The organism is Verrucomicrobiia bacterium, from assembly GCA_035577545.1.
Classification (GTDB): domain Bacteria; phylum Verrucomicrobiota; class Verrucomicrobiia; order Palsa-1439; family Palsa-1439; genus Palsa-1439.
The window spans coordinates 1-17,030 of the sequence record DATLVI010000034.1 but is presented as its reverse complement, the minus strand read 5'-3'; the positions used below and the strand labels follow the sequence as shown (position 1 = coordinate 17,030).

Below are 17,030 nucleotides of genomic sequence, written 5' to 3'. Positions count from 1 at the left end.
ACACAGGCGGGACACTTGGGAACCAGTGCCAGCGTAGCGCTCGGAACAATCCAGCCAGCGATCTCCCCGCCACGCCGTAGACGCGCCGGGGGCCGGCGAGCGTTGTCGCCGGCTCGCGTCTTGATTTGGCAGCAGTGGCGAACGGTCACGCGCGCGCCTCCGCTGTGTGGCAACATGAGCCGGCGTTTTGAGGAAGCGCCTCGTATTCGTCGTGACGGCGCCACCAGATGCCCGCCTCGTTGCGCCCCTTGGGTGCGCGGTCAAGCCACTGGTACATGCCCCAGAGGCCGTCCAGTCCGCGCGCATAGGTCGAATAGGTGTGGTAGACAACGCCGTCTTCGAGCACGAACGCGCTCATGCCCGGCCTCTCGCGCGTGTACGTGGCCACGTCGGTTCCAGTCATGGCCGCGTGCTCGGCGACAGGCCCCTCGCCGCGTTTCGTCAGTGAATCGCCGATCCCACTTTCTGCCCACGCCGGCTCGCGCCGGTAGTTGTATTCGACGGTCCCATTGCGCTGTTGCTCCTCGGTGAGCGAGACGTTGAAGTCGTAGTTGAAGTCCCCACCAAGCGAGGACGCCCAGGGGAAGCTCCACCCCATCCGCCTCTTGTACGCCTGCAGCTTCGCGAGGGGCGCCCGCGACACCGCCGAAAACGCAACGTCGTGGTTCTCCAAGTGGACAACGATGCCGTTGAACCCGTCCGCGATCGACGAACAGGATGGACAGCCCGCTGTGTAGTCGGGTCCGAACATGAAGTGGTAGACGAGAAGCTGCGAGCGGCCCCGGAAGAGGTCTGCCAGCGAGGCACTCCCCTCGTTGGTCTCGAATCGATACTTCTTGTCAACCCGAACCCAGGGCAACTCCTGCCGCCGTCGAGCCACCTCGTCGCTGCGCCGCGTTAATTCCTTCTCCTCCTTGAGCAACCCGAGCCGGGCTGCAATCCATTCCTCTCGCGATACGATATTTGCTTTTGTGCTCATTATTACCTTTCGTTATGGGCCGATCCCGCGCCTGCGGGACGAACCGCTGTCAGTTTGTATTCAGTTTCAGTGATACGACGAACGAGCCTCGATTTTCGGACATGCATAGCGTCATTTTTTCTCCACAAACCCCGCGAAGCTCTCCACAATTTTGTCCCATCCCTGCGCGTGACTATCCCGGCTCTCCACCGAGGCAAACCGGGTATGAGTCATCACAAACTCGGTCTGTTTGCCCCGTTTGAGAAACTCTACCGTGATCAGCGACGTCTTCCCCTCCACCTCACCAAACTCCGCCCCGCTGCCGTCTTTCTCCCAATCCCACGTGTAAACCAGTCGCTCCGGCGCCTTCACCTCGCGGAACTCCCCCGCTGCCGTGAAAAACTCCCCGTCCGGCTTCTTCATCTGGATGCGATACTTCCCGCCCACCCGCAAATCCACGCTTGCCAGCGGAACCACCATCCCCGGTTCCGGCCGCATCCATTGCTGGATATGTTCCGCCGACGTCCAGGCCTTGAACGCCAGCTCCGGCGGCGCATTCAGCATCCGCTTCAAGATTAACGTCGCGTCATCCGGCTTCTGTACTTCATTATTTATCGTCGTCATGTTTGTTTTCCTTCGTTTGTAGTTTGTCCAAATATTTCTCGAACTGATCCAGGTTCGCCTCCCAGAATTTCCGATACCGGTCGATCCACGCCTGCGCCTCCTGCATCGGCTTCGCCTCCAGCGCCAGCGAATGCACCCGCCCCTTGCGCCGTCGCTTCACCAACCCCGCCTTCTCCAAAACGATCAAATGCTTCGACACCGCCGCCAGCGACATCGCATGCGGCCGCGCCAGATCCGTCACACACTCATTGCCCTTCGCCAGTTGCGCCAAAATCCGTCGCCGCGTCGGATCCGCCAACGCCCCAAAAGTCCTGTCCAACACTTTCGAATTATATTCAACCATATGGTTGAATATTAAACAAAATAAAAATGAATGCAAATAAAATCTTTAAATTTTTATTGGCCCGCAAAATCAGCGACCTCGCTTCAGTCTTGTGTGTCATTTCCCCAGTGCCAACATGCGCTCAATCGGAACGAGGGCGCGCTTGCGAACTTCCTCTTCGAGAATGATTTCGGGAGATAAAGTCTCCAAGGCGGCGACGGCTTTCTCCAGCGTGTTCTTCTTCATGAAGCTGCATTCGTTGCAGTGACAGGAGTCGGTAGGGCCGGGGATGAACACCTTATCCGGCAACTCCTTCTGGAGGCGGTGCAACATGCCGGCTTCGGTGACGATGATGAACTCACGCGCGGGGGAGTTCTTGCAGTAGCTCACCATTTTCTCCGTCGAGCACACTTCGTCGGCCATCATGCGGACGGCTGGCAGGCATTCGGGGTGAGCGACGATTTCTGCGTCGGGATACTCCTGCTTTAAACGGAAGATGGCCTTGTGGGTGAAGAGCACATGCGTCGAGCACGCGCCCGGCCACAAGATCATCTGGCGTCCCGTTTGTGTCATCACCCATTGGCCGAGGTTCTGGTCGGGAACGAAGAGGATCTTTTTGTCGGGTGGAATCGAGTTGACGACTCGGACCGCATTTCCTGATGTGCAGATAATGTCCACCAGCGCTTTGACGGCGGCAGTGCAATTGATGTAGGCCACAATCACGACGTCGGGATGCGCCTCTTTCCATTTCGCCAACTGCTTCGCGTCGCAGGAATCAGCCAGCGAGCAGCCCGCTTCGAGGTCGGGGAGAATGACCGTCTTGCCCGGGTTGACGATCTTCGCGGTCTCGGCCATAAAATGAACACCGCAAAAGAGAATCACATCGGCCGCCGTCTCCTTCGCCTTGAAGGAAAGCCCCAACGAGTCGCCCACAAAATCCGCCACGTCCTGCAACTCCGGCACCTGGTAGTTGTGCGCAAGGATGACCGCGTTCTTGAGCTTCTTCAGCTCGCGAACGCGTTCCTGCAGTTCGGTGGTGTCAGCCGTGGTAATCATCGTTGCCATCGCCATTCCAAGGTTAGCGGAATCACCCACATTGTCAACGCAGGTATGAATCCGTTGTAGCCGAGAATACGATTCGCGGCAGCAATGGCACTCGCACTCACAGATTCCAGTTTGGCACCGTGACCGGAATCAGATATTCTCCCCTCGTGCGGTCTCACTTCTTAAAAAGAATCGTCCTGCTCCTTCTATTCCTCGCAGTCGCATTCGTGTTCGCCTACCTTTGGGGTTTCTACTATTATGACCCGTTCAAGCCCGACGTCCGCCATAAGATCTTCGGCAATCAGAAACGCCTCGACGATTTTCTCGCCTCGCAACAGGTCACCGCGCAACGTCTGCATGACAGAAGCGGCGCGTTGAATCCGTGGGTCCTCGAAAGCTATGACAAGGGCATCATCGTTCCTGTCGCACCGGCCCAATACCACGTCGTACAACAACTACTTCCTCAGTCAACCTCCTATCCGTGGGGTAGAGCCAAGGCTTGCCTTCCTGACTATGGCGTTTTGCTCACATTCAGCAACCAACAACGCGCTGTCCAGATTGCCATTTGTTTCGCGTGCCAGCAGATTGGTGTGTTTGACAACGATTCAGTAGCGCCTGTGAATACCACACGTGACTTCGACCCCATCTACACCCGACTCGTGGCCGTCGCCAAGGCCATTTTCCCGACCGACCCCGAGATTCAGGCCCTCAAGTAGCAACACCTCAAAAACCTCGTGAGCACTTGCCGGTTCGCTAAACTTCGGCGATATTCGCGACGTCATTTGAACATGCCCCGCGGAGCGGGGTCGAAGATTATAACTTTATGAATACATCAGCATCTCACTTTACGAATTCGCAACCGGTCCGCTGGCTCACCATCGGGCTGGCCCTATTTCTGACGGCTGCGTCTCCTGCCCTCTACGCAGCCGCCACTCCGGCGGCAGCATCCAATGGCGATATTGATCTCGCGCGGCGCCTGGAAAGCGCGTTCGAGAAAGTCGCTGACCAAATGAGCCCATCGGTCGTCGTCATCACGACCTCAAGCAAGATAGGTGGCGCCGCGGAGTCGACAGAGGGTGATGACGGTGACAACAGTCAGCAGTTCGAGGGCACGCCGTTCGAGTTTTTCTTCAAGCACCTGCCCCAGGGCCATCCACGCAACATTGACAGACAGGGTTCCGGTATCATCCTGCGCAAGGATGGGTATATTCTCACCAACCAGCACGTCGTCGACGGCGCCGACACGATCACCGTCCGCCTCAAGGACGGCACCGAGTACAAGGACGCCAAGGTCATCGGCACCGACGACCATACCGACATCGCCGTCATCAAGGTGGACGCGAAGGATCTGCCGGCCGCAAAGTTCGCCAACAGCGATGAGGTGAAGGTCGGCCAGTGGGCCATCGCGATCGGCGCGCCGTATGAACTGGACTACAGCTTCACCGTCGGATTCGTCAGCGCGAAGGGGCGCCCGCCGATGGGAGACCCGGGGATTGTGGCGACCATCGACTACATCCAGACCGACGCGGCGATCAATCCCGGTAATTCCGGCGGACCGCTCTGCGACATCGAAGGTCGCGTCATCGGCATCAATACACTGATCCGCGGCCTGAGTCGCGGCATCGGCTTCGCCGTCCCGATCAATGTGGCGATGGATTCGGCCGAGAAGCTCATCAAGGACGGCAAAGTCACGCGCCCATGGATCGGCATTAGCATTGAGGCGCTTTCCGAGAACAAAGAACTGGCGGAATGGGCCAAGCCCTTGAAGGACGGCGTGGTCGTTAGGGAGATCCACGACGGCACGCCCGCCAAAAAGAGCACTCTCAAACCGGCGGACATCATTGTGGCCGTCGATGGCGTGGCCGTCAAGGCGCCGCGGGACTTGCAGCGGCAGATCCTCCGCAAGGAAGTTGGCCAGAAGGTCATGCTTGACGTTGTGCGCGCCGGCAAGACCGTCCAGGTTGCCTTGCAAACCGGCGAAATGCCCGACACGGTCCAATACGCGGCGCATGAACACACCCGCAAACCGAAAGCGGAAAGCGCGTTCGGCCTGACGGTACAGACCCTGACCAAGGACCTCGGCGAGCAGTTGAAGTTGGAGGATGCTGCGGAAGGCGTCGTCGTTGTTAATGTCGCCGACGGCAGCGCGGCGCAGCAGAAAGGCCTTCAACGTGGCGACGTGATCACCGAGGTTGACCGCGCCCCGGTCCATTCCGCGGAAGACTTCAAGACTGCCATCGACAAGATTGACCCGCAAAAAGGCGTGCTCCTGTACGTCCAGCGCGGCGGCACTTCGACTTTCGTTGTGCTGAAGGACTCCAAATAGGATTTGTTGTTCTCCAGTCGCGAGACCTCCCCCGACTAGCCACGGGGGAGGTTTTTTTGGAAACACTGATGGCACAACCCAACTTGGCGCGCCACACGCATCGGCAAGAGTTGGCCACGCTTACAGCCGCTATTTCCGCTGGCCGATAATGCGACTGATGCAGACCAGGCCGGCGATCTTGCCCTCCTCGTCTCGATAGGGAACCTTGCTGGTCGAGACCGGGGTTTTCTCACCGCGGTGATTCGTGAAATGCTCTTCGCGGTCCAGCACGGGTGTCCTGGCCTCCAGGACCGCCTGGTCATCGGCGCGAATCCGTTCCGCCAGTTCACGGGGATAGAAATCGAAGGCCGTCTTGCCGACAACTTGCTCGGCGGTGCGCACGCCGAGGAAATGGCGATGGGCGGCGTTGTCCACCACGTAGTGGCCCTGTGTATCCGTGACGTAGACCAGGTCGGGCAGGCTGTCAATCAAGATGGGGAACAGATGATCGGTCATCACGCGCTCAGTGACATCGCGGCTGATGCCGACGAGCCCCACCACCGTGTCGCGAGCGTCACGCACCGGCACTTTGGTCGCCGTCACCCAGCGGGGCCGGCCATCGGCGTGACGAATGCGTTCCGTCTTGCTGATCAAGCCCTGGCCCGATTCAAGAATCCGCTGCTCATCGGCGAGAGCCACTTGCGCCTGCTCCGCCGGGAAGAAGTCGGCGTCGCTCTTGCCGATGGCTCGATCGGGGGACGGCAGACCCAATACCTTCGCCTGGGCGCGGTTGATGCGGATGAACCGCGACTGTGTGTCTTTGAAGTAAATCGTATCGGGTATGTTGTCCATGAGCATTCGCAGCAGCAACTGCTCGTGGACCAATTCCTTGGTGCGCTCCTGCACCCGCTGTTCCAGTTCATCGTTCGCCTTGCCCAGGACGATCATGTGGCCGCCAAACCACGCGGCGGCCAACGCCAACAACGAGACGATGGTCAGTCCGAGAAAATTATGCACCAATTGCTGGTTCGCGTCGGCCAGCGCAATGGCCGTGGGAATGCTGACGCTGACGTAGGCATCCGCTTTGCCACGCTTTGCGCCGACCGGGGAGAACGCGTAAATGCGCTGGACACCGTCGGCGTCCACAATCTGGCCGGTTCCCCGTCCGCGATACGTCGCGACGGACTTGAGCAGGGAAGATTCGGGCGCTTGCCGCCCGGGGGCTGCGGCTGTGGGAGGAGAAGAGGCCAGAACGGTTCCCTGACGGTCCACGACCACCAGCGACGCGCCTTCGGGCATTATAACGAGGCTGGCGCCACTCATGTGCTTTGGATTCAGCGCGGCGAACACGACCGATTGAACGCGACCGGCTTCCTCAATGGGATAGGCGAAATCAATGGAGGCCTGGCCGGTGACCCGGTCAACCTGGCTCTCGCCAACGGTGAATTCCCGCGTTTGAAGCGCCTGCTGGAACCAGCTTTGATCCGCAACCGTGACGGGATTGGCCAGGGGTACGGCGCTGCAAATGACGTTGCCCTCTGGCGAGGCCACGCCCAGCGTCGAATAGAACGTGTAGATCGTCAGCAGCTTCGCCATGACCGCGTCGCAGGCGGCGGGGCGACCATCGCGGATTTCACGGGTCTGCGCCAGCCCGCCCAGGAGTTGCTGGGCGCCTTCGATCATGCGCGAGACATCCGAGGCGGTGAGGCTGGCAATCCGCAAGAGGTTGTCATGCGCCGCCTCCGTGGCGACCTGGCGCTGCACTTTGGCCGTGTACAGAATCAACCCCAGGGAGGGAATCACTGCGAGAAGAACCAGAAAAACCAGACGCACCCGCAAACTACTGAGTGAAGTTGCTTTCATCGAACCGTACCTCCGGAGTTGTGATTCGGTTGCGTTCAGCCCGTCGGGGCTATATTGCCAATAGCCCTGGAATCCGCAAGGCAATTGCGATACACCGGATTCACAGCGCGCGGCGGCATCGGTGGTGGGCTTGTCAGATAAGGACGTTCTGCTACACTGGCGCGCGATGAAAGTTGCCCAAGGGGCGTTACAACGGCGTCTGAAGAAAATTCGTTGCCTGCTGCTGGACGTGGACGGCGTGCTGACCGATGGCAAGTTGCATTTCACGAGCGACGGGGAAGAGTTCAAGACGTTCGACGTGCAGGACGGCCATGGGATCGCAATGGCGCAGCGCGTCGGGTTGACCGTCGGCTTTATCTCGGGCCGGCCGTCAAAGGCGACGGCGCGGCGCGCGGCGGATTTACACGTGAAGATTGTGATGCAGAAATCCTCGAACAAGATGGACATGGTTGAGAAGGTCAAGCGACAGCACGGATTTACGAACGACGAGATCGCTTTCGTCGGTGATGAACTGGTGGATATACCGGTGCTGCGGCGCGTGGGCCTCGCCGTGGCCGTGCCGAACGCGACCGACGAGGTCAAACGCGCGGCGCATTATCGGACGCGGCGGCAGGGCGGCGACGGCGCGGTGCGCGAGGTGATCGAGATGATTTTGAAAGCGCGCGGTTCCTGGGAACGGGCGATTGCCAAATACATGGCGTTGCTCGCCGCTCTGCTGACCCTCGCTTCCCCGCGGTTGCTCGCGGATAGCGGCGCGGAGCCGTCCCCGTCGACGGCAAAAAAACCCGCCGACACCGGCTCGGGCTACATTGAAAAGTTCGAGGTGCCGCAACGCGACGAAGACGGGAATCTGAAGTGGAAACTGATCGGCGAGCGGGCGGTGATTCGCCCGGATGGGATGATGGACATCCAAAACGCGCGCGCAGAGTTTTACACGACCAACAAGCTGGATATGGTCTTCAGTTCGCCGACGTGCCTGCTCGACCGCGCCAACAACCACGCCACCACGCAGGACCACGTACGCATCGACCGCGAGAACATGGTGTTGACGGGCATCGGCGGCGAATGGAACGGCACGACATCCTCGATGGTGATTCGCAGCAACGTTTGTGTCATTATTTCGAACGGACAACAGGTCTTTGGAGAGCCACCGAAGCAGCCATGAAAAGAATTTTTGTCACAACAATGGCCAGTGTCATCGCGATCGGACTGGGTGTAGCAGCGACCGTCTCGGCGGCTAACGCCGCAGACGCGCCCGCTGCGGAAGCGACCTCGCCGGCACCGGCAGCAGTCAAGTCCCCTCTCCCTGCAGGCGGTTCGACGAATGAGCCGACGATCATCACCAGCGAACAGTTGCACGGGGACTACGCACACAATGTCGGCACATTTGAGGGCAACGTGCTGGCGGTTGACCCGCGCATGACGGTGCGCGCTGACAAGATGACCGTATTTTTCGGCGGCACAAACGTCGTGACCACCACGGGAACCAACACGACGCGCTCGATCCAGAAGATCATCGCCGAGGGCGGTGTGGTCATTAATACCCCGGACAATAAGAAATCCAACAGCGACCACGCGGAGTACACGGCGGCGGACGGTCAGGTCGTGCTCACCGGGCACCCGCGCGCCGAATCCGCCGACGGCGTCGTCACCGGCAAGAAAATCACCTTCTGGCGCGACTCGCAGAAGATGGACGTCGAAGCCGAGCCCGGAGCAACCAACCGGACCAAGCTACTCATCTACCCCGAAGAGCAGCGGAAGCAAAACAACGAGGCAAATCCGAAGCCTAAAGAGTCGACACCGTAACGTTCCGCGTCAGTAAACGAATGGGATGAGCGTTGTCGGTACAGACTGTTGAAACTGCCGGTATTCATCGCCGAACTCCGTCGCCAGTAAGTTCTCTTCGCGACGGAGTTTGATGATGAGGGCGACGGTTACGATGACCAGGCCGAAGAACGCGTCACCCGTCCCGGCGGTCACGGCGCTGCCTAGCATACCAGTGAGCCAACCCGTATAAAGCGGGTGGCGGACGAACCGGTAGGGACCGGTCGTGATGAGTTTGTGTCCTTCCTTCAGGACCACGAGCCCGCTCCAGTAACGTCCCAGATGAATGCGCGCCCAGATCGCGAAAAGGCAGCCGGCGAACGTGGCGAAGATTCCAAGATAAACAATCCAGTCACCCCAACTCGTGCCGTAGAGCGGACCGCAAATGAGGAAGCGCCGGTGCCGTTGGAAAATAAGCAGGAACGCAATGAGCATCGGAATGCCATGCTGCCAGCGAGTCCGGCGGCTTTCTGGCGAGCGGGTGCGATGGGTAAATGGTGCGGCGATGAACCAGACGGCGAGGAGCGCCAGCCAGATCCACCAAGCGACCATCAACGGGGTGACTGATTTCACAAGCGCATCGAGTATTGCCGCCGCCCGACGAAGGTCAAGCCTTCCTCACGGCGACAGAGGCGCTTCCCGCTCACGCTCATTTCGGGAAATCCTTCTGCCGCACTTGTCAGCGGGGGCGATTCTGTTACACTGCGACGCAGTGAATCGAAGTGACACAGCTTTCTTATGAGTGATGCCCCCGACAACAACGTTCTCTTGCGCACGCAGGGGCTGATCAAGATTTACGGGGGGCGGCGCGTGGTCGATGGGGTGGACATCAACGTCAAGAGCGGCGAGATTGTCGGGCTGCTCGGGCCGAATGGCGCGGGGAAGACGACCTCGTTTTACATGACGGTCGGACTGGTCAAGCCGAATGGCGGCAAAGTATTTTTCGATGGCAAGGATGTGACGCGGATGCCGATGCACAAGCGGGCGCGGCGCGGCATCGGCTATCTCTCGCAGGAGGCGAGCGTATTCCGCAAGCTGACGGTCGAGGAAAACATCCTGGCGATTTTGGAGACGCTGCCGTTGAACGCGGAGGAACGGAAGTTTCGTCTGGATTATTTGCTGGAGGAATTGGATATTCAGTCGCTGGCCAAGAACAAGGCGTACACTTTGAGCGGAGGCGAACGGCGACGATTGGAGATCACACGCGCGCTGGTGACCGGGCCGAAGCTGATGCTGCTGGACGAACCGTTCAGCGGCGTGGATCCGATTGCGGTGCACGAGGTGCAGCAAATCATTGCCGGATTGAGGGACAAGGGGCTGGGCATCCTGCTGACCGATCACAACGTCCGCGAGACGTTGCGCATCGTGGACCGCGCGTACCTGATCGTTCACGGCAAGGTGGTGCGCGAGGGCACCAGCGATTTTTTGATCAATGACCCGCACAGTCGGGAGATTTACCTGGGGCCTGATTTCAGCATGTAGCCGGTCGGGCCGCCGCAAGCTGGAGGACGTTTTATGGAAATGACAGTGACCGGTCGACACATCGAAATCACGCCGTCGATTCGCGAGTACTCGGCGAAGAAACTGGACCACATCGGGATCGACTTCCCGCGGGTCCTGAGCGCGCATTACATTTTGGAGGTCGACAAGTTCCGGCACATCGCCGAACTCGTGCTCCAGTGCGGCAACCATCTCACCATCGAGGCGCGGGGGGTGAGCGAGGACCTGTATGCCTCCATCGATAGCGTGGTGGACAAGGCCACGCGCCAGATGCGGAAATATAAGACGAGGATGCAGCGCCATCGGCCGCGCAAGGCCGAGCTGTTCCACGTCGTCGAGCAGGTGTTGACGCACGACCTTCACGAAGACGAAGGGAGCGCGCGGCTCGTGCACACGGAGAAGTTTGCGGTCAAACCCATGTTTGTCGACGAGGCGATCCTCCAACTGGAGATTTCCGAGACTCACTTCCTCGTGTTCCTGAACGCCGAGTCGGAAAAAGTGAATGTGGTCTACCGCCGCAAAAATGGCGATTTCGGCCTCATTGAGCCGACCCTGACCTGAACATGCAGACACCCTCCATCCCCACCGTCACGGTCGAGCGCTTCTACCTGAATCACGCGGAGAAGTTGCAGCTCAAGCTCATCGCCGGCGGCGCGGGACTGTCCCGCAAGATCCAGGAAGGCTCGGTGAACCGACCCGGTCTCGCGCTGGCGAAGTTCTTCCGCTACTTCGCCATGAAACGCGTGCAGGTCATCGGCGGCGCGGAATGGGTGTTCCTGAAATCGCTCGGTGAAGAGGAAGCCGCCAAGCGCATCGAGCGGATGTTGCGGGCGAAGATCCCCTGCCTGGTTTTCGCGCGCAACGTGAACCCTCCCCTGGCCGTCCAACAGAAATGCGACGAGTACCAGGTGCCGCTGTTCAAGACCAAGATGGTCACGATGAAGTTCATCAACGCGGCGACCATTGCGCTGGAGATGGAGTTCGCGCCGCAAGTGAGCGAACACGGTTCGATGGTGGACATCCTGGGCATCGGCGTGCTGATTCGCGGCGAGAGCGGTATTGGCAAAAGCGAAAGCGTGCTGGCGCTGCTGGAGCGCGGCTACAGCCTCGTCAGCGACGACATCACCCGCATTCGGCTGTTCGAAGGCCGTGAGTTGGTGGGGACCTCATCCGAGACAACGCGTTACCACATGGAGATCCGCGGTCTGGGCATCATCAATGTGCCGGCAGTCTTCGGCGTTGCCAGCGTGCGTCCGGAAAAGAACCTGAATCTGGTGGTCACATTGATGGACTGGGACAAGATGCAAGAGGAAGTCGATCGCATCGGCCTGGAACGACAAGCGTACACGATTCTCGGGATCAATGTGCCGCATGTGATCATCCCGGTCCGTCCGGGGCGCGACATTGCGCGGTTGATCCAGGTGGCGGCCCTGGACCAAAAACTGAAGAGCCTCGGCCACAATGCCGCCCGCGAGTTCAACGAACGGCTCATCGAGCGGATGCATACCGCGCGCTAGAATTGAACGAAAATACAAGAATCCATGAATCTTACACGCAAGGGCGGCAGCGGTTCGGAAGCCAAAACGGCAAGCAAAGAGGTCACCGTGATCAACAAGCTCGGCGTTCACGCGCGCCCCGCGGCGCTGTTCGTCAAGACCGCCCATAAATTTACCAGTCACATCACCGTTGAGAAAGACGGTGAGCAGGTTAACGGCAAAAGCATTATGGGATTGATGATGCTGGCCGCGGGCCAGGGTTCCAAACTCCTCATCACCGCCGAGGGCGCGGATGCCGAAGCGGCGGTGCGCGAGTTGGAGTCGTTGTTCCTGCGCAAGTTCGACGAAGAATAATCACAAGATCGTATGGCCGAACGCACCTACCAGGGAATTGGCGTATCGCCGGGCGTGGCCCGAGGCAAGATCTATGTCTATAGCATTGCCGACGAGGTCGTCCCGGAATATGACATCGCGCCCGAGGACGTGCCGAAAGAGATTGCGCGCTTCGAGCAGGCGCTAATCAAGACGCGCGAGCAATTGCACGAACTCCAGGGGCGCATTGCCACCGGTATCGGTTCCGGCGCGACCTCGACCATCCTCGAGGTGCATCTTTCCATCACCGAGGACCCCGCGCTCATCGAGCAGGTCGTGAAGCGCCTTGAACAGGACCACAAGAATGTGGAGTTCGTCTTCAACGACGTTTCCCACAAGTACATCAAGACGCTGGCGGAATTGTCCGATGAGTTTTTCCGCGAGCGGGCAGCGGACGTGCATGACGTCGCGCGCCGCATCCTGCGCAACCTTCTCGGGCGCGATCATCGCGCACTGACGGATCTACCACCTGACACCATCGTCATCGCCCACGACCTGTCTCCGTCGGACACGACTTCGCTTGACCGCCAGCACGTTACCGGCTTCGCCACGGATGTCGGCAGCCATACGTCGCACACGGCGATCGTCGCGCGCTCGATGGGCCTGCCGGCCGTTGTCGGCCTGCGTAATCTCAGCCAGTTCGTCCACGACGGCCAGTCCGCGATCCTGGACGGCTACAGCGGCACGCTGATCATCGAGCCGACCGAGCAAACGCTGTTCGTTTACGGCGAGTTGCAGGTCAAACGCCACTCGGTCCAGGAGCGCCTGGATGCATTGCATGATTTACCGGCCCAAACACTCGACGGCCACCGCGTTATTCTTTCCGGCAATATCGAATTGCCGCACGATGTGCAGGGCGTCGTGGCGGCTGGCGCGGAAGGCATCGGGCTTTTCCGCACCGAATTCCTCTATCTCAACCGCAAGGATTACCCCACCGAAGAGGAGCAATACGAAAAGTACGTCGAGGTCGCGCGCGCCGTAAAGCCGCACTCGGTAATCATCCGCACACTCGACATCGGCGGCGACAAGTTCCGTAGTGAGGACACGACGCCGCCCGAGGTCAACCCGTTCCTGGGTTTCCGCGCGATCCGCTTTTGCCTCGCGAATGTCGACATTTTCGAAGCCCAGTTGCGCGCCATCCTTCGCGCCAGCGCCGAGGGGAACGTGCGGATCATGTACCCGATGATCAGCGGCGTGGCGGAAGTGGTGCAGGCCAACGAAATCCTCCGGCAGGTGATGGGCGACCTGAAAAAGGAGGGCATACCGTTCGACGAGCAGATCCATGTCGGCGCGATGATCGAGATCCCCTCCGCCGCGCTCACCGCCGAGATGATTGCGCCGGAAGTGGACTTCTTCAGCATCGGTTCCAACGACCTGATCCAGTACACCATGGCGGTGGACCGCGTGAATGAAAAGGTCGCCGGCCTCTACGAGCCGACGCATCCCGCCATCCTGCGGCTGATCCGCGGTGTCGTCGAAGCGGCGCACAACAACAACATCTGGGTGGGTGTTTGCGGCGAGATGGCGGGCGAGCCGCTGTTCACTCCCCTGCTCCTCGGCATGGGAATCGACGAGTTAAGCGCCGCGTCGTCGAGCCTGTCGCGCGTCAAAGAGGTTATCCGCCGCCTCACACTCCGCGAGGCGCAGGAACTCGCCGCCGCGTCGCTGCATACGAATTCCGGCCGCGAAGTGCTGGCCATGCTCAACGCGCTGTTGCAGCGGGTCGATCCCGATCTCTTGGGGTAAGCCCGCAGAAACTCCTTGTCCGAGTCGCGGATTATACAATCCGGTTATACCCCCTGACGAAGAACAAGCTGGTCGCGAGTTCGCGTAGAGCAAATGCGTAACGTTCTGATTGAATTGAGCGAACGGCTATAAACAACCATTCCGTTGCTTAATCAAAACGTGAGGCAACAAACACAGATATATGTCTGGGTTTAAGCGCTCAAGGGGCAGAGAATGTCTTCCAATGAAAACATTCGATCATTTTGCTGGCTCATCTGAAGGCGGCATGCCTCCGGGGTTTATGAGCCGACGTTCGTTGATGAAGTGGCTCGTCACTGCGGCGGCTTCCGCGAGTGTTGGGGGTGCGCTGGCAGCGGTGGATTCGACGCCGTCTAATACAACACCTCCTTTACCGTCGGTAAAGCCGTCGCGCCAGGCAGTCTATATTTCTCCGACTGCCAGGCGTCACGGCAAATTTGCCCAAATTGCTTTCAAAATGGCGAGCGAAGACACCGACGGTCTGCTGGGGAGTACGGAGTTGGTTTTGGAGCCCGGGACAATTGGCGCAGTTCCGCATCTCCACCGCGGTTTCGATGAAATCTGCCGGGTGTTGGAGGGGACGGTGCATATCCTGGTGGATAATCAAGTCACGGCCGTTCCCGCCGGCGGCTGGCATCTGCGCCCGCGCGGTCTGGTTCACGCCTTCTGGAACAGCGGGCCGGGGCAGGCACGGTGTGTGGAAATCTATGTCCCCGCCGGCCATGAACGCTTCATGAATGAGCTTGCAGATTTATTTGAGAATGGTCCTCCTGCGCGAGACGCCGTCCTCGCATTGGCCACGCACAACGATATCGAGTTTCATTTGGAATTACTCGATGATCTGATGAAGCGTTACAACGTGAAACTTTGAGATGCCCGCGTAGCCTCACAGCGTGCTGGAATAGGCCAACCGCCAGTTTGCGTAGAGCAATTCGACGTTGAGAGACACGCTCAACGTCTTTTCTTAAGTGGATACCTGCGAAAAGTCTGAACGTCACCGCTCTCGGATTTCGCGCCGTGTCGGTCCGTAGCAGTCTCCGCAGGTAGCATGACACAAGGACGAATCAAAACGCCCTTGGCCGTCTCCTCGGCGACAACCTGACACCCCACTTTCAATCCCAACCGTTGCCTCATTCCTTTCGGCAATGTCAACGTCCCACGCGCGTTCATGTTAATGACTTTAGTCATAAATTCAGTATTTCATATTTTCTGAATTGAGGCAAGGACGAGGGATGTGGTTACATTTGGATGGATTCTAGTGAGAAAATGTTGGCCGGATGGTGGGAGCCAAGAATAACTGAGATTGGACACACCGACCATGGGCATACCCCTCGCCACCGGGCGGTATCCACATTGATTGCGCCTTCTATTCCACTACCGCGGGCTTGCCTTTTGTTCCGGCATGGTTAAGCTTTCGGAGCATTCGGCGACATGAGTGCACCACCCCAATTTCCGAACGACGCAAATGGGGCCGTGCTGCGTCGAATGTTTGATGGTGGCGACGATCTCTCGAAGCCGCGAATGCTGGATTTCTGTTTTATCTTCCCAGAGCGGCATCAGGCACTCGCTTTTGCTGAACTCGTTAATGAACGCGAGTTTGAGGTGCGTATCTCCTATTATGAAGCGCGTGAGATGTTGGGAGACTAAAGTGTGTAGGCACATGATCCCAACTCACCAAGGTGTTACTGCACTGGAGTCAGTATTGGCTGCTCGTGCAGAGTCCGTTCACGGCGAGGCCGATGGCTGGGGTTGCATGATGGTAAAGAGAAAGGATGCCGATTAACAATCCAACAAACTTATGAAAGCCGCATATTTTTTTCTTACGCTGGCGGTCCTCTCATTGAACGCATGTTGCACCACGAGCCGCACACATCAGGGATCGGCGAAGTCTGATCCTGAGACGGTGTTGGTTACGTATCACGTCAAGCCTGGCAAGGAGGCGGAGTTTCAAGCGGTGCTTTCGCGCGCCTGGCAGGTATATCGGGCGGAGCATTTGGTGTTTGCCGAACCACACATCATCGTTCGGGATACGGAGGAAGGCGGCAAACCTCGCTTCGTCGAGATTCTTACGTGGGTGAGCCATGCGGCACCCGAGCACGCGCCGGACGCTGTAAAGAAGTTTTGGGAGCAGGAGCAGTCCTTATGCGAAGCGCGGAACGGGCATACCGGCATTGAAGGCGGAGAGGTTGAGATTGTTACCGGGAAATGATGACTGACACCGATACTCCAATTCTAGAGGTCGCCGTCCTGAGCGTTCGAGCGTCGGCTTGCGATGAATTCGAAACCGCGTTCCACGAGGCATCGGCGATTATCTCTTCCATGCCGGGTTACATTTCACACGAGTTACGGCGGTGCGTGGAGATTTCGAATCGATACATCCTGCTCGTCCATTGGCGGAGTCTCGAAGACCACACCATTGGCTTTCGACAGTCCCCTGAGTACCAGCGCTGGCGAAGCCTGCTGCATCATTTCTATGATCCATTTCCAACAGTCGAGCATTATGGTCCTTCACTCCCCGCAAATGCCTGATAAGGGCGGCAGCAATTGAGATTAGGGAGAGAGGAGATTGCCAATGAGCAATGACGCGCAGAGAATTAAGAATCAAAAGACCACTATCGCGCCCATGCTCTCGGTCCGAAATGGGGTGAAGGCGATTGAGTTCTACAAGGCGGCATTCGGAGCCGACGAGTTGTTTCGCATCGACAGCCCTGACGGAGCGGTGGTCGCCCAGTTGTCCGCGGGCGGCGGCGAATTCTGGCTGGCTGACGAATCTCCGGAACACCTCAATTTCAGCCCCCAGTCTCTCGGCGGTGGTTCGGTGAGGATGGTGATGACCGTGGAAGATCCGGATGCCGCTTTTGAACGGGCTGTGGTAGCGGGAGCCACCGTGGTTTGGCCTGTCAGCGATCAGTACGGTTGGCGTCTGGGACGAATCGTCGATCCGTTCGGACACCATTG

The 17,030-nt window shown here is 58.8% G+C and carries 20 protein-coding genes; 14 read left to right on the top strand and 6 right to left on the bottom strand.

Annotation, left to right across the window (positions count from 1 at the left end):
* Positions 1-145: 145 nt before the first annotated feature.
* From VNL17_12010 to nadA, 4 genes are all read right to left on the bottom strand, one after another.
* Complete coding sequence (locus VNL17_12010) at positions 146-979, bottom strand: thioredoxin family protein (GenBank protein ID HXI84800.1); 834 nt, start codon at positions 977-979, stop codon at positions 146-148.
* Positions 980-1,090: 111 nt separating this feature from the next.
* Positions 1,091-1,582: an SRPBCC domain-containing protein gene (locus tag VNL17_12005; GenBank protein HXI84799.1), complete on the bottom strand. Its 492-nt coding sequence runs from the start codon at positions 1,580-1,582 to the stop codon at positions 1,091-1,093.
* Entirely contained in the window at positions 1,566-1,925 is a 360-nt protein-coding gene (locus tag VNL17_12000; protein HXI84798.1) for a metalloregulator ArsR/SmtB family transcription factor, read from the bottom strand. The genes VNL17_12005 and VNL17_12000 overlap by 17 nt, the downstream gene beginning before the upstream one ends.
* Before the next feature lie 96 nt (positions 1,926-2,021).
* A complete protein-coding gene (nadA, locus tag VNL17_11995; GenBank protein HXI84797.1) occupies positions 2,022-2,960 on the bottom strand; it encodes a quinolinate synthase NadA in 939 nt (312 codons plus the stop codon).
* Positions 2,961-3,115: 155 nt separating this feature from the next.
* Between nadA and VNL17_11990 the strand changes: the two genes are divergently transcribed.
* On the top strand, positions 3,116-3,664 hold the full coding sequence (locus tag VNL17_11990; protein ID HXI84796.1) for a hypothetical protein: 549 nt from the start codon (positions 3,116-3,118) through the stop codon (positions 3,662-3,664).
* A 107-nt stretch (positions 3,665-3,771) separates the two neighbouring features.
* Positions 3,772-5,274 (top strand): trypsin-like peptidase domain-containing protein, encoded by a 1,503-nt coding sequence (locus tag VNL17_11985; protein ID HXI84795.1) that lies wholly within the window; start codon positions 3,772-3,774, stop codon positions 5,272-5,274.
* A gap of 129 nt (positions 5,275-5,403) precedes the next feature.
* On the opposite strand, the gene VNL17_11980 is transcribed toward VNL17_11985, so the two are convergent.
* Positions 5,404-7,116 carry a PAS domain-containing protein gene (locus VNL17_11980; protein HXI84794.1) on the bottom strand — a complete coding sequence of 571 codons (1,713 nt, stop codon included), beginning with the start codon at positions 7,114-7,116 and terminating at the stop codon, positions 5,404-5,406.
* Positions 7,117-7,282: 166 nt separating this feature from the next.
* Here VNL17_11980 and VNL17_11975 point away from each other — a divergent pair, with 166 nt between their 5' ends.
* The gene (locus VNL17_11975; GenBank protein ID HXI84793.1) at positions 7,283-8,281 is read left to right on the top strand and encodes an HAD hydrolase family protein; all 999 of its coding nucleotides are present in this window, start codon (positions 7,283-7,285) and stop codon (positions 8,279-8,281) included.
* Complete coding sequence (locus tag VNL17_11970; protein HXI84792.1) at positions 8,278-8,922, top strand: LptA/OstA family protein; 645 nt, start codon at positions 8,278-8,280, stop codon at positions 8,920-8,922. Before VNL17_11975 ends, VNL17_11970 begins: the two co-directional genes overlap by 4 nt.
* 9 nt (positions 8,923-8,931) lie before the next feature.
* On the opposite strand, the gene VNL17_11965 is transcribed toward VNL17_11970, so the two are convergent.
* A complete protein-coding gene (locus VNL17_11965) occupies positions 8,932-9,513 on the bottom strand; it encodes an isoprenylcysteine carboxylmethyltransferase family protein (protein HXI84791.1) in 582 nt (193 codons plus the stop codon).
* 165 nt (positions 9,514-9,678) lie between these two features.
* Between VNL17_11965 and lptB the strand changes: the two genes are divergently transcribed.
* From lptB to VNL17_11915, 10 genes are all read left to right on the top strand, one after another.
* Positions 9,679-10,422 carry an LPS export ABC transporter ATP-binding protein gene (gene lptB, locus VNL17_11960; GenBank protein HXI84790.1) on the top strand — a complete coding sequence of 248 codons (744 nt, stop codon included), beginning with the start codon at positions 9,679-9,681 and terminating at the stop codon, positions 10,420-10,422.
* A 33-nt stretch (positions 10,423-10,455) separates the two neighbouring features.
* A complete protein-coding gene (raiA, locus tag VNL17_11955; GenBank protein ID HXI84789.1) occupies positions 10,456-11,001 on the top strand; it encodes a ribosome-associated translation inhibitor RaiA in 546 nt (181 codons plus the stop codon).
* A 2-nt stretch (positions 11,002-11,003) separates the two neighbouring features.
* Complete coding sequence (gene hprK, locus VNL17_11950) at positions 11,004-11,957, top strand: HPr(Ser) kinase/phosphatase (protein ID HXI84788.1); 954 nt, start codon at positions 11,004-11,006, stop codon at positions 11,955-11,957.
* Positions 11,958-11,981: 24 nt separating this feature from the next.
* Positions 11,982-12,290: an HPr family phosphocarrier protein gene (locus tag VNL17_11945; GenBank protein ID HXI84787.1), complete on the top strand. Its 309-nt coding sequence runs from the start codon at positions 11,982-11,984 to the stop codon at positions 12,288-12,290.
* Positions 12,291-12,302: 12 nt separating this feature from the next.
* On the top strand, positions 12,303-14,054 hold the full coding sequence (ptsP, locus tag VNL17_11940; protein HXI84786.1) for a phosphoenolpyruvate--protein phosphotransferase: 1,752 nt from the start codon (positions 12,303-12,305) through the stop codon (positions 14,052-14,054).
* Between the two features lie 223 nt (positions 14,055-14,277).
* Positions 14,278-14,943: a cupin domain-containing protein gene (locus VNL17_11935; GenBank protein HXI84785.1), complete on the top strand. Its 666-nt coding sequence runs from the start codon at positions 14,278-14,280 to the stop codon at positions 14,941-14,943.
* Positions 14,944-15,503: 560 nt separating this feature from the next.
* Entirely contained in the window at positions 15,504-15,719 is a 216-nt protein-coding gene (locus VNL17_11930) for a ribonuclease E inhibitor RraB (protein HXI84784.1), read from the top strand.
* 151 nt (positions 15,720-15,870) lie between these two features.
* The gene (locus VNL17_11925) at positions 15,871-16,281 is read left to right on the top strand and encodes a hypothetical protein (GenBank protein HXI84783.1); all 411 of its coding nucleotides are present in this window, start codon (positions 15,871-15,873) and stop codon (positions 16,279-16,281) included.
* Entirely contained in the window at positions 16,278-16,601 is a 324-nt protein-coding gene (locus tag VNL17_11920) for an antibiotic biosynthesis monooxygenase (GenBank protein HXI84782.1), read from the top strand. Before VNL17_11925 ends, VNL17_11920 begins: the two co-directional genes overlap by 4 nt.
* Before the next feature lie 43 nt (positions 16,602-16,644).
* A partial coding sequence (locus VNL17_11915; protein HXI84781.1) for a VOC family protein occupies positions 16,645-17,030 on the top strand: 386 nt, incomplete at its 3' end.